Here is a 15115-nt window from a genome sequence, read left to right as displayed (position 1 = left end):
TTGGGGGTGGTGGTTCGTAGACTGCACCGGTGACCCCTCCGAGTGATCCCCAAGCGCCAGCGTCCTGGCGGAGCGCACTCGGACGGCTCCTCGAGCAGCCGGGCGCGGCCGAGGCACCGACCCCACAAGAGCGAGTTGTGCCGCTGGCGCTGCAGTTCGAGGTGCGGGAGCTCATCCCCCGCACCATGTACCGCTGGAATGGCCCGACGTCCCGGCGGGCGTTCACGGGCGAAGAGGGCGCCGGCGTCGGGCTCGACGAGCTGCGCCTTGGGGTGAGGCCCGTCATGCAGGGCGTCCGCGGCAAGTGGGTCAAAGGAGACCTCACGTGGGCGAAGCTGCAGCACCTCCGCGGACGTCGAGACATCGACCCGCGGCACCAGGCGTGGTTCGCGCAGTTCTTCGCGTTGCACCGGGCCGCGCGGCCGCCGGAGCCCGGCCAGGACAGCGAGTGGGTGTTCCTCGACGAGGCGCCGAGCCCCGTGATGTGGACGATGCTCGAGGAGGCCATCGGTCTCGAGATCGCCTTCGTCGGTACGGGGAAGCGCGCGAGCGTGACCCTGGAGCCGACGTCGAGCCTCTCGCTCGACGCTCGGAGGGCCGAGGACGGGCTGGTTGTCGCGCCACTCCTGCTGCTCGGCGAAACCGCGGCCGGCTTCGACACGGCCCGGCCCGTCGGTGACCACGGCGTCTACGTCTTCGACGCCGACGAGCCCGACCGCATCCGCCTGGCCCCGAGCGACACGAGACTCAGCGTGGCCCAGCTCGGGCTGCTCAAACCAGGCAAGGCTCAACGGGCTGCGTTCACCGTGCCAAGCGGCGACGCCGAGGAGTTCGAGCGAGCCCACCTGCCCGAGCTCGCTGCTCGCATGCGACTCGGGAGCGCAGACGCCTCTGTCCGCATCCCCGACCCGACTCCTCCCGAACTTGTCCTCACCACCACATTCGGCGCGCGGCACAGCCTCGAGCTGCGCTGGAAATGGGCGGGCCCGAGAGCGCGAGCGGCACCACCTGCACTCTCGACCGTGCTCGACGAGGGCCTGCTGCCGCGCGACTGGATGCCGGAGGACGCCGATGCGGCCGGCTCCCTCCCCGTCCGGGTCACGCTCACGCAGATCGACGCGGCCCGCTTCGCTGCCGAGACCCTCCCACTGCTCGAGCGCCTCCCCGGCGTCCGCGTCGAGACCGTCGGCACGCCCCCCGCCTACCGGGAGCTTCGCGGCGCCCCGAACCTGACGGTCACGACTGTGCCCACCGAGCGCCACGACTGGTTCGACCTCGGCGTCACAGTCACGGTCGACGGCAAGGTGATCCCCTTCACGAAGCTGTTCAAGGCGCTTGCGCTCGGCCGGCCGAGGCTGCTGCTCATCGACGGCAGCTACCTCTCTCTCAAGCACCCGGCGTTCGAGCCGCTGCGCGAGCTCATCAGTGAAGCGCAGGGCCTCAACGAGTGGGAACCGAACCGGATTCAGATCAGTCGAAGGCACGCGAGCCTGTGGTCGGACTTCGAAGACCTCGCAGACGAGGCCAAGCCGGCGGTCGAGTGGCGCGAGCTCCTGAGGGAGCTGCGGGAGGACGCGCCGTCGCCCGTCGACCCTCCACGCGGGCTCAAGGCGTCCCTGCGCCCGTACCAGCAGGAGGGCCTCAACTGGCTCGCATTCCTGTGGCGCAACAAGCTCGGCGGCATCCTCGCCGACGACATGGGACTCGGGAAGACCCTGCAGACGCTTGCGCTCGCACAGCACGCGCGTGAGCAGGCACCTCCAGGCAGCGTGCCGGCACCCTTGCTGGTTGTCGCCCCGACCTCGGTCGTTGCGAACTGGGCGTCCGAGGCGGCCAGGTTCACCCCTGAGCTCACGACACACGTCGTCGACGCGACGCAGGCCGCATCCGGGCGCCGGATCGCCGACCTCGCCTCCCGGGCGAGCATCGTCGTCACCAGCTACGCGCTCTTCCGCCTCGACTTCGAGGCCTACCGCGCAGTGGCGGAAGACACCGGATGGTCGGGCCTTGTCCTCGACGAAGCCCAGTTCGTGAAGAACGCGAACTCGCTCGTGAGCGAATGCGCGCGCGAGCTCGAGGTGCCGTTCAAACTGGCCATCACGGGCACCCCGCTCGAGAACTCACTCACCGAGCTGCACTCGCTCCTCGCGATCACGGCACCTGGCCTGTTCCCCTCGGCGCGGCGCTTCGGCGAGGAGTACGTGCGCACGATCGAGGGGAAGCGGCAGGGCGTGAGCGACGGCGTCGGCGCGGGTCTCAGCGAGCCCGCGAGCGCGGAGGTGCGTGCCAAGCGGCTCGCGAGGCTGAGGGCACGCATCCGCCCCTTTCTGCTGCGACGCACCAAGCAGCGGGTCGCCCCGGAACTCCCGGAGAAGCAGGAGCAGACGCTGTTCATCGAGTTGAGCGAAGAGCACCGCGAGCTCTACGACCTCTACCTGCAGCGTGAGCGACAGAAGCTCTTCGGCCTGCTCGAGGACCTCGACAAGAACCGCTTCACCGTGTTCCGCTCGCTGACGCTGCTGCGCCTCCTGGCCCTCGACCCTGCGCTCATCCAGGCGGGTCTCGACGGAATGCCGCCTGGCAGCGTGCCATCACGAAAACTGGATGCGTTGCTCGAGCACCTGACCGACGTCGCCGCCGAGGGACACCGGGCGCTTGTCTTCAGCCAGTTCACCTCGTACCTCAAGCTCGTCGCAGCTCGGCTCGAAGCCGAGGGCATCCCGTTCGTGTACCTCGACGGGGCGACGACACGGCGCGCTGACGTCATCGCGTCTTTCAAGGAGGGCACGGCTCCGGTCTTCCTCATCAGCCTGAAGGCCGGCGGATTCGGGCTGAACCTCACGGAAGCCGACTACGTCTTCTTGCTCGACCCCTGGTGGAACCCGGCGAGCGAAGAGCAGGCCATCGACCGCACGCACCGCATCGGGCAGGAGCGACGTGTCATGGTCTACCGGATGATCGCCGAGGGCACGATCGAGGAGAAGGTCATGGCACTCAAGGAGCGCAAGTCGAAGCTCTTCGACGCGGTCATCGACGATGACGAGCTCTTCAGCGCCGAACTCTCGGCTGACGACATCAGAGGGCTGCTGCTGTAGGAGCTCGGCCGCGACGTCGCTCTTGACTGAAAAACCCGGCCGGAGCTTCTCGCTCTGACCGGGCTTTTCCTTGGAGGGGCTGACGAGAATCGAACTCGCATCATCTGTTTGGAAGACAGAGGCTTTACCACTAAGCTACAGCCCCGAATCGGGACGAAGAGAATGCTACCGCATCTTGGCGAGGTGCGTGAACTCGCCGCCGACCCCGCGCGTCAGACCAGCGGATGTGGTCTGAACGACCCCGTGAGTCCGGTAGCATTACCTGCGGTTCGCCGAGTGATCGGCACCGGGGTGTAGCTCAGCTTGGTAGAGCGCCCGCTTTGGGAGCGGGAAGTCGCAGGTTCGAATCCTGTCACCCCGACCAAAGACCTGACAGCGCGTATGACACCGCTCAGGTCCCGCCGAAGGCCCCCTCTCGAGGGGGCCTTTCGCGTTCCCTCATGCGAGATACATAGACGGCTCACACGTTCGCCACGTGATCCACATAGAAGCCGTCGTTATCTTCTTGTTACCTGCACGTTGGCGTGACTGAGTCCCGTCGCCCCGGCGTCGGGCCGACGCGTTGCAGTGAAGGCTATCCGCGGCGCCCGAGCGCACTCCGAGAGGACCACCATTGCAGTCAGACCTGGCACGCCCCAACAGCCCGCACACTGTTCCCCTCGCTACTGTCGCCGACGCGACCGGTGGCACGACGTCTCCTGCCAGCGCGCACGTGCAGGTGACGGGCGTCTCGAGCGACTCGCGGCGCATCCGCCCGGGTGATCTGTACGTCGCGATCCCCGGTGCCAGGCAGCACGGGGCAGACTTCCTCCCCTCCGCTGTTCGAGCCGGCGCCGTCGCCGTGCTCTCCGATGAGGCGGGGGCTGCACAAGCCGCCGAGCACGAGCTGCCCGCCATCGTCGTCGACAATCCCCGAGCCGTGATGAGCGTCGCCGCCTCAACCATCTTCGGGACCGGGGCGGCAACACCGCCGCTGTTCGCCGTGACCGGCACCAACGGCAAGACGACCACGAGCTACCTGCTGCACGCGCTGTTCCTCTCCCTCGGACTCAAAGCCGGGCTATCGGGAACCGTCGAGCGCATCGTGGGCGACGCGAAGCTCGAGACGCGACTCTCGGGCCGCCTCACGACCCCCGAGTCCGACTACCTGCACGGGCTTGTCGCCCGCATGACCGAGGACGGTGTCCAGGTCGCGGCCATCGAAGTCTCCTCCCACGGACTCGACGGCGGACGCGTCGACGGACTGCCGTTCGAGAGCGCCATCTTCACGAACCTCTCGCAGGACCACCTCGACGTCTACGGCACCCTCGAGAACTACTTCGCGTCGAAGCTCACGCTCTTCACGCCGAAGCACGCGAAGCGCGGAGTCATCGCCATCGAAGACGACTGGGGCCGCCGCGCGGCGCGCGAGTCCCAGATCCCGGTCGTGACCGTCGCTCGGGACACGACGGAGGGCGCCGATGACGCCGACTGGGTGCTGCACATCGACGCCGAGGGCATCGAGCGCACCGACTTCACCCTGCGCGGGCCGAGCGGTGAGGAACTCCGCTCCAGCATCGGGCTCCCCGGCGCCTTCACCGCGCTCGACCTGTCGCTCGCCATCGTCTCGGTTGTCGGCACAGGCCTCGCGTCGCTCGACGAGATCCGGGCTGCCCTCGACGCCACCGATGGGCTGCACCCTGTTGTTCCTGGCCGCCTCGACCTCGTCTCGGGCGAGTCCGAACTCCGCGTCTACGTCGACTACGGTCACACGGCGGCGTCGTTCCGCGCCGTGCTGCACGCTCTCCGCCCCTTCACGCCGGGTCGCCTCTTCATGATCTTCGGCGCCGACGGCGATCGCGACAAAGGCAAGCGCCCCGAGATGGCGCGCGCCGCGAGCGAGGAGTCCGACGTCGTCATCGTGACCGACTACAACCCTCGCACGGAGGACCCCGACGGCATCCGCCGCACCCTCGTCGACACCATCCGCACGGAGTTCCCGGAGCGGGAGCTCTACGAGATCGCCGACTCGGCGACCGGTATCGACCACGCCGTCGCGATGGCCAAGCCCGGCGACCTGATCTTCGTCGGCGGGCACGGACACCGCGCGGACGTCGAGGTGGACGGACGCATCGTGCCGTACTCCGCGCGCGAGGCGGCCGCGACCGCACTGCGCGAGCACGGCTGGCTCGCGCAGCACGCACCATCCGCGTTCGGGTCGGCGGATGCGATCAGCGGGACCCAGGAGCGGCGCGCCTCCTAGCCTGAAATCGGGAGCGGCTCGCTTCCCAGGCGGACGTCGGGAGCGGCTCGACCACGGGATTCCCTTCGGTCGCCCCGGGCCCGCCCGGGCCTACCGAACGTCCGCGGGGACGGGCCGCCGCCTCGGCAGAACCACGGGCGTGCCCGTGTCAGGATCTGGGATGACCCGGCAGGGCAGATCGAAGACGCGCCCCACCAGCTCCTCCGTGACGACTTCGCTCGGGCGCCCCTCCGCGACGATCCTGCCGTCCCGCATCGCGATCAGGTGCGAGGCATACCTGGCGGCGAGGTTGATCTCGTGGAGCACGGCGACAACAGTCTTGCCCTCGCCGCGCAGCCGCTCGATCAGGTCGAGCAGTTCCACCTGATGTGCGATGTCGAGGAAGGTCGTCGGCTCGTCCAGAAGCAGCATGGGCGTCTCCTGCGCGAGCACCATCGACACCCAGACGCGTTGCCGCTGCCCGCCGGAGAGTTCGTCGAGGAGGCGGTTTCTGAGGTCGGTGACGCCGGTCGCCGCCATGGCCTCCGCAACGACCCGTTCATCTTCGCGTGACCAGCGAGAGAGCAGCGATTGATGCGGGAAGCGTCCGCGCGATACGAGGTCCTGCACGGTGATGCCGTCAGGAGCGAGCGACGACTGCGGCAGGAGGCCCAGCCTCCGGGCGAGCTCCTTCGATGGCAGCTCGTGGATGGCCTTGCCGTCGAGCGTCACCTGCCCCGAGCTCACGGGGATGAGCCTCGCGAGGGCTTTGAGGAGCGTCGACTTGCCGCAGGCGTTGGGCCCGACGATCACCGTGAAGGAGCCTGCGGGTATCGACACGTCGACGCCTTCGATCACCACCCGATCGCCGTAGCCGACCACGAGCCCAGCGCCAGTGAGCTGCGTCACGCCGCCACCGCCTTTCGTCCGTGTGCTTGTCTGATTGTTCATCAGCCTGTCCGCCTGTCTGTCCTGGAAGTCCTCACCTGGTCTTCGTCTCCCTTGCGAGGAGCCAGACGAGGTAGAGGCCGCCGATGCTCACGGTGACCGCGCCCACCGGGAGCGAGACGCCGGGGAGCGCGTGCTGCGCGATGAGGTCGGCGATGCTCAAGAGCGCGGCGCCGACAAGGGCCGAGGCGACCAGATCGATGGATGCGCCCGCCCTGGTGAGGCGTCGCGCGAGTTGCGGCGCCGCAAGAGCGATGAACGAGATGGGTCCTGCGGCGGCCGTCACGAGCGCCGTGAAGCCGACGCCGAGCACGATCATCCGCACCTTCGAGCGCTCGACCTTGAGCCCCTGGAGCTTGGCGTTCTCGTCGCCGAGCTCCAGCTGGCGGATACCGGGGGCCAGCACCGCGAGCGCAACGGCGAAGACGACGAAGAGCGCGATGGACGGCCACACCTCGACCCAGGTGACACCGTTGAGCGTTCCTGCTCCCCACACCGCGGCCTGCATCGCGAAGGCGACGTCGGCCTTCACCATGATCCAGGTGTTGAGCGACCCGAGCATGGCACTCAGGGCGATGCCGATGATGATGAGACGGAAGCCCTGGACTCCGCGCTTGTACGCGAAGAGGTAGACCAGGAACGCCGTGACGAGGCCGCCGATGACGGCCCCGCTCGCGATGAGCAGAAAGCCGCTGCCGCCCGCCAGCATGACGACGAGCACCCCGGAGTATGAGCCCATGTTGAAGCCGATGACGTCCGGACTGCCGAGGGCGTTCCGGGTCAGCGACTGGAAGATGGCACCGCTGAGCCCGAGTGCCGCCCCGAAGAGCGCTGAGAGGAGCGCCCGCGGCAGACGCCAGTCGACGACAACGAGGCGGACCTGCTCGCTTCCCGTGCCGGCGAGGGCCGCGATGACGTCGGGCACTGCGACCGTGTACTTCCCGAGCGCGAGCGAGACGAGGAAGCACGCCGCGATGAGGAGCAGGAGCGAGCCGGCGACAACGAGACCGCGCGGACGCACCGTGAACGAGACGCGGTCGCCGCGGCTCCGGATGGCAACCTGCTCTGCCGCCCTCGTCACAGCGCACTTCCCCTCGTGCGGCGGACCAGGAAGATGAGCACTGGTGCGCCGAGGAAGGCCGCGACGATACCGACCTGCAGCTCGCCCGGGTAGACGACGAGGCGCCCGAGCATGTCGGAGATCAGGAGCAAGACGGGCGCGAGCACGAGGGAGAAGGGCAGAATCCACCGCTGGTCTGGGCCCGTGAGCCATCGGACGGCGTGCGGGACCATGAGTCCGATGAAGGCGATGGGGCCAGCTGCCGCCGTCGCGGCACCGCACAGCAGCGTCACGGCCACGATCGTCAGGATCCGCACCGTGTTCACGCGCGCCCCGAGCGACTGCGCGAGCTCGTCACCGAGAGCGAAGACGTTGAGCGACCTCGCCAGGAGGAGGGCCATGACGAGCCCCGCCACGATGAAGGGCGCCACCGCCTGGATCGTCCCGTCGGGTCGATCGGCGATGGTTCCGGCACCCCAGTAACGGAGGCGGTCGAAGGTGTCTGGGTCCATGAGCGCCAGTGTCGAGGAGATGCCGTTCAGAACGGCCGCGAGCGCGATGCCCACGAGCGTGAGCCGCAGCGGTGTCGCTCCCCCGCCCCCGCGGCGTGCGATGCCGTAGACCACGAGGGTCGTCGCGATCGCGCCGGCGAAGGCGAACGGCAGGTACAGCGCGACGCTCGTGACGCCGAAGACCGCGGAGCCGAGCACTATCGCGAACCCGGCTCCGGCGTTGACGCCGAGGATGCCGGGGTCGGCCAACGGGTTCCGGGTGAAGGCCTGGATGAGCGCCCCGCCAACTCCCAAAGCCGCACCGACGAGCACCCCGAGCGCGGTTCGAGGGATTCGGAGGTTCTGGATCACGACGTGCTCGGGAGAGCCGTCAGGGTGCAGCAGCGCGGCCATCACCACCGCGGGGTCCAGCCCGCGCGAGCCCACGAAGAGGCTGCAGAAGGCTGTGGCCGCCAGGACCACGATGGCTGCGACCAGCAGAGCGAAGCGGGCCCCGTCGGATAGGGCACGCGACTTCGACTTCTGCTCCCCGTCGCGGAGGACCGTCTCGGTTGCGGAGGCGGTCACGTCAGGCCGCCTCGTCAAGAAGCTCCACGGTGCGCTGCGGGGCGCTGAGTAGTTCCTCGAGCGGTAGGCCGCACTCGCGGCTCACGGCCTTCAGCAGCCCGTGCTTCGTCGTGTACCCGGACTCGAGCATGGCGGTGCGCATCCCCTGGCCCGCCCGCAGGTTCACGATCGCGACGTTGAGGCGAGCTCGGGTGCGCCAACGGGCGAAGGGCAGCCCGGTCTCGTCGAGGAAGAGGCGCTGCACATGGCGGACGCTCGTGAAATGCCGCTGCGCGAGCTCGCTGAGCGTGCCGTCGAAGTACGGCGCCTCGAGTGCGATCGCGTGCGCGACGGGATGCTCGGGAAGCGTCAGCGGGAACTGCTCGCGGGTGACGGCGCGGAGCACCTGCTCGATCGCGCTGCGGAACGGGTTTCGCTCCTCGTCGCTCTCGGGTGCAACGCACAGGAGCACCAGCATGAGGTCGTCGAGGTCCCGCATCTGGCCAAGGATGCGCGTGCGACCGCCTGGCGGGACGGCGCCTGGGTCGAGGAACGGGCCAAGGGCCATGCCGTCGTCGGAGAGCTCGAGCGAGTGCTCGACGTCGGCGGCGAGCCAGGCCGACTGGTGTGCGCGAAGCAGCACGGTACGGCCGTCGACATCGAGCTTCCCCGTCCCGCTGACGAGGTAGACGAGGTGCGGAACGTCGTGGCTGTGCGGCTCGTGGCCGTGGAAGCGGATGGCGTTGGCGCGCGCGACCGCGCGGCCCAGCTCAGCGAAGTTCACGGCTCTCCTGTAGTCGTCGCCCTGGTGAACGAGATGTCATGCTGGTGAGGTCCGACATGACACAGGCAAGGCTAGCCTAATGATTTGTGCCGCGGGGACGGATCGAGTCGATCCGGGACCCACGCCCGCCGGCCCCAGAAGTCCCACCAGCCCAGATGCCCCACCAGCCCCTCAAGGAATCATGACGACTCTCCGCCGCCCCATCGCCCTGCTCGCCGCACTCGTGGCGGTCGGGTCCCTCGCCGCCTGCACCACGACCGTGCCCGACTCGACCGCGACAACCGAAGCCGCCCCAGCCGAGCGCGTGGTCACCACCGACCAGGGCGACGTCACGATCCCGGGCGATGCCGAGCGCATCGTGGTCCTCAACGCGAACCTCTCCGGCTACCTCTACGCACTCGACGTGCCGGTGCTCGCGACGATCCCGGAGACCCCGGGCCCAGGTGGTGGCGACTACCCGGAGGCCTACGCCGACGAGGCGGCGGCGGACGAAACGGTTGTCCTCCCATGGGGTGAGGACGGTTTCGACTACGAGGCGATCCTCGCGCAGGACCCGGACCTCATCATCGCCGGCGGCCAGGGCTTCCCGTCGATGCAGGCAGTCGAGAGCTACGACCGCCTCACGGAGATCGCACCGACCGTCATCGTCTCGAACACGCTCCTCACCTGGCAGGAGCAGCTCGGCTTCATCGCCGACGACGTGCTCGGCCAGTCCGAGAAGGAGCAGGAGCTGCTGACGGCCTACGACGACAAGGTGGCTGAGGTCGCCGAGGCGATCACAGTGCCAGCGACACCCGTCAACTACCTCGTGCTCACGGCCGACGGCACACCGTACTCGCTTCCCGAGAGCTCCGCCCTGCCCCAGACGCTCGCGGCGGTCGGCTTCGAGCCCGCGCCGGTCATCGCGGACAACCCCGACTTCGAGGTGTACGGCACGGGCGACTCCTTCGAGTTGTCGACCGAGCAGGTGAGCCAGGTCTTCACCGCGCCGATGATCTTCGCGTTCGGTTTCGTCGATGGAGGTGCCGACCCAGCGACGCTCGCTGGCGACCCCGTCTACGCAGGTCTCCCCGCGTTCCAGAGCAACCAGGTCTACGAGCTGCCCTACTGGGCCTACCGCGCCGACTACATCCGCACGATGGACCTGCTCGACAACATCCAGCAGCAATTCGCCTAAACGGACTGCAGCACCCCCGAGAGTTCCACCGCACGCCCCAACGAGAAAGCCCATGCCGCAGCGCAACTTCGTCACCCATCCCCTTGTCCTCCGCGAGCTCACCGTGAGCCGGGTTGTCGACGTGACTCCGCGAATGCGTCGCGTCACACTCACCGGCCCGCAGCTCGAGGGGTTCACGGGCTCCGGCTTCGACCTGCCGGAGTTCGTCAGCACGGGGTTCGACGACCACATCAAACTGGTCTTCGCCGATGGCGGCCCGATCGCTGACGCGTTGCCCGTCCAGCGTGCGCACTCGATCGACTGGACCGACAGCGAGGTGACACTGACCCGCGACTACACCCCACGTCGCTTCGACCCGGTGGCAGGCGAGCTCGAGCTCGACTTCGTGCGCCACGGCGACGGGCCGGCGGCGAGCTGGGCGGAAGCAGCTGTCGTCGGCGACTCGCTGCACGTCGTCGGCCCGAAATCTTCGCTGGTGCTTCCCCCTGACGTCGACTGGATGCTGCTCGCAGGAGACGAGACCGCACTCCCGGCCATCGGCCGCTTCCTCGATGAACGCCACGACGACGCACCAGCGATCGTGATCGTCGAGGTGCAGGATGAGGACGCCATCCAAGAGCTGAGCATCCGCGACGGCGACGAGCTGCAGTGGGTCGTTGCTGGCACGGATCAGGAGGCGAACCTGGTCTCCGCAGTCCGAGCGCTGGAGCTGCCCGCCGGCAGCGGCTACGTGTGGGCGGCCGCCGAGAGCCGCTCGCTCCTTCCGCTGAGGCGCTGGTGCGCGCGAGACCTCGGCATGCCGAAGACCCACGTGAACATCACCGGCTACTGGCACGCGACAGAGCAGTCGGCCCAGCAGGCGGCCGAGCAGGCGGCCGAGGTGGTCCCGGCTGTCGAGACGACGGATGCGACCAAGCCGCAGCAGCTCGAACTGGACGTTGTCCTCTCGCCCGTTCCATGGTTCGCCGCGCGGGCGGCGCTGTCGACTGGCCTCCTGGACGCCATCGCGAGTGCGCCGCGCTCGGTCGAGGCGCTCGCAGCAGAGCTGGAACTTGCACCTGGCGGCGTTCGCGTCCTCGTGCAGGTGCTCGGCTCATTCGACGCCGTGCGGATCTCCGATGGCCTCGTGGCCCTCGGGCCTACCGGCGATGAGATCCTCGAAGACGAGCACCTCCGTGAAAGCCTTGACGACACGGCCGAGACCGAGCTCCTGCTTTCGCTGTCCGCACTGGACACCGCGCTGCGAACGGGTGCGTCGCCATACGCAGCCGCCAACGGGTCGACGTTGCGGGAGCTCTCCGTCAACCGATCCGCTCGATTGCAGGAGCAGGTCGAGGCGGCCATCGGCTTCGACTTCGTCGCCAGGGGCGTCAAGGACCTGCGGACCCTGAACTCCGCTCGCCGGGTCGCAGTGACGGGGCCGGGAAGCGTCGCCTTCGCGAACGCCCTTGCGGGCACAGCGGAAGTCACGGTCGTCGGTACGCTCCTCGAACTGGATGCGGCGCGGCGGGCTCAGCCTGGCAGCGACTTCGTGGCAGTCGAGAGCTTCCGTGCGGCCGATGCGCAGGTCGCTTCCGCGGCGCTTGCGCTTGCGCAGCGCACCGACGAGGAGGCCGTCGCGTTCCTCGCGGGGCTCGCCGAGTGGGCGGCCTCCGCCGTCGTCGTCGAGCTTGTGCCACCGGAGGGCCAAGCTCCCTCCCCCCACGAAGCCGAGCACGCGCTCCTCACGTACGCCGCCACCGGGGCCGCGCCGAGAAGCCTGCGGGACCTCGAGGCGCTCGCAGGGCGAGCCGGCTGGGAACTCGTTCGCTCGACGCCCCTCGGCTGGGACCACGAGGCGCTCGAGCTTCGGCGCAAGCCCGAGAGTTCGCAAGCCCGAGAGTTCGCAAGCCCGAGAGCTCGCAACCCTTAGAGCTCGCGACCGCTAGAGCTTCGGCCGCCTAGCGGTCCGAGACAGCTTCGAAGTCCCCTCGGTCTCGGGCGGCCAGCAGCTCCGCGTAGTCGAGCGCCGACTGCTCGGCGTAGCCGATCGCCCATTCCGCCATAGCGCCGTCGAACGAGCCGCTCTTGCCGAGGTACCCCGCGATCATCGGCGCGATAGGGCTCTGCGCGTGGGCGCGCGCGAGCAGGGTCCCGCATGCCTCCCCGTACTTGGAGAACTCCGACGGGGTGAGCTGCTCGAGCTCCACGGATCCCTTCATGTCCCTGAACTGCCGCACGTAGAAGTCGCGCACGATGCCATCCTCGCCCGCGAATCGCAGGTAGCCGAGGAAGGGGTCGGAGACGGCTTGCAGGATGCGCTGGCAGCTGACGACACGGTACCCCTCGCCGAGCTCGTCGTACTCCTGGCGCGAGCGAGCCTGCAGGAGTCGCCTGGGATCGACGTCGCCGTAGGTCTCGAGGACCGATGCCGGCGCCTCCTTCACCTGCAGCACCAGCGCCTCGCCGGCCGGCCCCGTCAAGATCAGGATGAAGCACCTCGTGCCGACGCTGCCGACCCCGACGGCCCGCCGGGCGACATCCGTGAGCGTGAAGTTGCCGAGCAGGAACGCGACGTCGGTGCTCACGGTGGCGCGGTACTTCTCAAACAACTCCTCGACGCGCGCCTCGGACTCCGGCGAGACATGTGTCATGACCGGCGGGTTCTCGACGATGAGCCGAGTCCCGTCCGCAGCGCGCTCCGTGAGCTTGTCGACGAACCGCTGCGAGGTGCGCTTCCTCGCGCTCCTCGTCGCCTTCGCCAGCACGTCCTGCGCATCCGTCGTGAACGACGGATGCGCGAGGTCGGTATCGAGCCGCAAGTAGTAGCGGTCGAGACTCGAGTGGCCGACCATTTCACGCATCCCCTCGCGATAGGCGGCCGCCGCCTTCCGAGCCGCCTTGCGCGTTTTCTCCTCGGTCAGCCCGAGGTCGCGCGCTCCGATGACGACGCTCGCCACGAGCCGCTTCAGGTCCCACTCCCATGGTGCTGAGGCTGCCTCGTCGAAGTCGTTGAGGTCGAACACGAGCGTGCGCTGCGGCGATGCGAAGAGCCCGAAGTTGCTGAGGTGCGCGTCGCCGCACGCCACGACCTGGATACCCGTGCTGACTCCCTGGGCCAGGTCGTGCGCCATGATCGCCGCGGTCCCGCGGTAGAACGTGAACGGGCTCGCGAGCATCCTGCCCATACGAAGCGACACGAGCTCGGGCAGCCTCGCGGCGTTCTGCTCGGCAAGGATCGCCGCTGGGTCCCGCTCACCCGCGACGAAGATCGCATGCTCGACGTGCGGCTGCGTCTTCCGGAGCGCCTTACCCGCGGCGTAGAGCTCGTCTCGGGTCGGCCGGGGCGCGCGATCGCGCTGCAGCCGGCTGAGGTGTGTCGGCATCGGGGATGGCCTTCCTCGTCAGAGTGTCGGGCTCAGGCCCGATCCGGCCAAGTCTCCCCCGAAACGGTGAACGCCGGTAGACGCAGACGCCTCTTCGCGCAGGAACTACGACACGATGTCGTAGGTCACCCAGGCCGTCTGCTTCGCGACCACGTCATAGAGACGCCTCGCCGCCGTGTTGTCCTCGGCGGTGATCCAGCGCACCACGCTGAGTCCGGACTCGCGCGCGTAGTCACCGAGGTGCAGCAGCAGCGCTTTCCCCGCCCCGCCTCCACGCACGGCCGGGGAGGTGAAGAGGTCATCGAGGTAGAGCCCGGTCGTCGCAGACAGGGGCCGTGCGAAGCGACGCACGTGCGCGATCCCGCCCAGATGGCCCTCACCATCGACGGCGACGAAGCCGTGCGTCTCATGGGCGTCGTCGCCCAGCCACGACCAGACGACGTCGAGCTTCGCCTCATCGGCCGGGACGCCGTAGAACTCGCGGTAGCCGCGATACAGCTCGCGCCACTCGGGCTCGTCCGACGAGGTCACAGAGCGCACGTTCCATTCAGCCATGCCCTCAGTCTCCACCCGCCGGACCGTCATCCGGAAGTCAGCCGCGCATGAAGGCGACCCTGAACAGCTCGCAGTTGGACGTACCAGGCGTGGAGACGTAGAGTCTCCGCCGTGGATCTGTTCAAGTACCTCCGCCCAGCCTCGACCACACCCCAGGCCGAGCACCAGCCGCACGGCGTTCACAACCCGCGGGAGACTCTCCGGGCGAAGACCGTCGAACTCATCAGGCCAGGCTTCGTCTCGCTCGACGAAGCCCTCGAGACCGCGGGCTCGTTCGCCGAGGACGAGGCCCTGCCCGTCCGCGCCGACGAAATCGAGCGCATCGTGACCGCGACGTGGGACGACCTCGCCGACTGCCAGCGCGACTGGTCGAGCGAAGGCGACTACGAGAAGCTCCGTGCCGCGTTCGCCGACCTCGAGCAGGCCGGCGTCGTCGCCCGCATGAACTTCGCGTGCTGCCAGAACTGCGGGCATACCGAGATCGAAGCCGAGAAGACCGCAGACGGGCAGACCGGCTACGTCTTCTTCCACCAGCAGGATGCCGAGCGCCTGTCGGGCGACGAAGCGCAGCTGTACCTGGCGTTCGGTCTGTTCACGACGGACGCCACGAGGAAGCCGGACGAGCGTGCGAGTGACGAGCGCCAGCTCGGCCTCCTCATCGCGACGACGATGCGCAGCAACGGGCTCGCCGTCGACTGGGATGAGCAGGCCGCGAGCCGCATCGCCATCTCGATCGGCAACTGGCGGAAGCGGCTCCCGCTCGTCAGCGCCTGAGCTCAGCGCCTGAGCTCAGCGCCTGAGCTCAGCGCCTGAGCTCAGCGTCTGAGCCCACCGCCTGGACTCCCGCCTGAA

The 15115-nt window shown here is 68.7% G+C and carries 11 protein-coding genes and 2 tRNA genes; 6 read left to right on the top strand and 7 right to left on the bottom strand.

All coding sequences use genetic code 11. The annotated features are described in order from the left end of the window. Positions 1–29 precede the first annotated feature (29 nt). Entirely contained in the window at positions 30–3095 is a 3066-nt protein-coding gene (locus C5B85_RS06125; RefSeq protein WP_146077864.1) for a DEAD/DEAH box helicase, read from the top strand. A gap of 71 nt (positions 3096–3166) precedes the next feature. Here C5B85_RS06125 and C5B85_RS06120 read toward each other — a convergent pair. Continuing rightward, a tRNA-Gly gene (locus tag C5B85_RS06120) sits at positions 3167–3240 on the bottom strand. A gap of 142 nt (positions 3241–3382) precedes the next feature. Here C5B85_RS06120 and C5B85_RS06115 point away from each other — a divergent pair. Both C5B85_RS06115 and C5B85_RS06110 read left to right on the top strand, forming a co-directional pair. Next, a tRNA-Pro gene (locus tag C5B85_RS06115) sits at positions 3383–3459 on the top strand. Between the two features lie 249 nt (positions 3460–3708). Continuing rightward, the gene (locus C5B85_RS06110) at positions 3709–5337 is read left to right on the top strand and encodes a Mur ligase family protein (protein ID WP_104285121.1); all 1629 of its coding nucleotides are present in this window, start codon (positions 3709–3711) and stop codon (positions 5335–5337) included. Between the two features lie 90 nt (positions 5338–5427). Here C5B85_RS06110 and C5B85_RS06105 read toward each other — a convergent pair whose 3' ends face one another. Genes C5B85_RS06105 through C5B85_RS06090 form a run of 4 tightly spaced genes read right to left on the bottom strand, consistent with a single transcriptional unit; the run spans position 5428 to position 9166 of the window. Continuing rightward, a complete protein-coding gene (locus C5B85_RS06105) occupies positions 5428–6267 on the bottom strand; it encodes an ABC transporter ATP-binding protein (RefSeq protein WP_104285120.1) in 840 nt (279 codons plus the stop codon). A 31-nt stretch (positions 6268–6298) separates the two neighbouring features. Beyond that, entirely contained in the window at positions 6299–7345 is a 1047-nt protein-coding gene (locus C5B85_RS06100) for an iron chelate uptake ABC transporter family permease subunit (protein WP_219819345.1), read from the bottom strand. Then, on the bottom strand, positions 7342–8403 hold the full coding sequence (locus C5B85_RS06095; RefSeq protein WP_181064302.1) for an iron chelate uptake ABC transporter family permease subunit: 1062 nt from the start codon (positions 8401–8403) through the stop codon (positions 7342–7344). Before C5B85_RS06095 ends, C5B85_RS06100 begins: the two co-directional genes overlap by 4 nt. A 1-nt stretch (position 8404) precedes the next feature. After that, positions 8405–9166: a helix-turn-helix domain-containing protein gene (locus C5B85_RS06090; RefSeq protein WP_219819344.1), complete on the bottom strand. Its 762-nt coding sequence runs from the start codon at positions 9164–9166 to the stop codon at positions 8405–8407. Between the two features lie 181 nt (positions 9167–9347). Between C5B85_RS06090 and C5B85_RS06085 the strand changes: the two genes are divergently transcribed. Both C5B85_RS06085 and C5B85_RS06080 read left to right on the top strand, forming a co-directional pair. Beyond that, a complete protein-coding gene (locus tag C5B85_RS06085) occupies positions 9348–10343 on the top strand; it encodes an ABC transporter substrate-binding protein (protein WP_104285118.1) in 996 nt (331 codons plus the stop codon). Between the two features lie 52 nt (positions 10344–10395). Further along, positions 10396–12255 (top strand): siderophore-interacting protein, encoded by a 1860-nt coding sequence (locus C5B85_RS06080; protein WP_104285117.1) that lies wholly within the window; start codon positions 10396–10398, stop codon positions 12253–12255. A 28-nt stretch (positions 12256–12283) separates the two neighbouring features. Here C5B85_RS06080 and C5B85_RS06075 read toward each other — a convergent pair whose 3' ends face one another. Both C5B85_RS06075 and C5B85_RS06070 read right to left on the bottom strand, forming a co-directional pair. Further along, positions 12284–13708: a DUF2252 domain-containing protein gene (locus C5B85_RS06075; RefSeq protein ID WP_104285116.1), complete on the bottom strand. Its 1425-nt coding sequence runs from the start codon at positions 13706–13708 to the stop codon at positions 12284–12286. 105 nt (positions 13709–13813) lie between these two features. Continuing rightward, positions 13814–14263 (bottom strand): GNAT family N-acetyltransferase, encoded by a 450-nt coding sequence (locus tag C5B85_RS06070; protein ID WP_104285115.1) that lies wholly within the window; start codon positions 14261–14263, stop codon positions 13814–13816. A 111-nt stretch (positions 14264–14374) separates the two neighbouring features. Here C5B85_RS06070 and C5B85_RS06065 point away from each other — a divergent pair, with 111 nt between their 5' ends. After that, positions 14375–15037 carry a DUF6891 domain-containing protein gene (locus tag C5B85_RS06065; RefSeq protein WP_104285114.1) on the top strand — a complete coding sequence of 221 codons (663 nt, stop codon included), beginning with the start codon at positions 14375–14377 and terminating at the stop codon, positions 15035–15037. Positions 15038–15115: the final 78 nt, after the last annotated feature.

It is taken from the genome of Pseudoclavibacter sp. AY1F1 (assembly GCF_002931075.1).
Taxonomy (GTDB): domain Bacteria; phylum Actinomycetota; class Actinomycetes; order Actinomycetales; family Microbacteriaceae; genus Pseudoclavibacter.
This window is presented reverse-complemented; position numbering and strand designations above follow the sequence as displayed.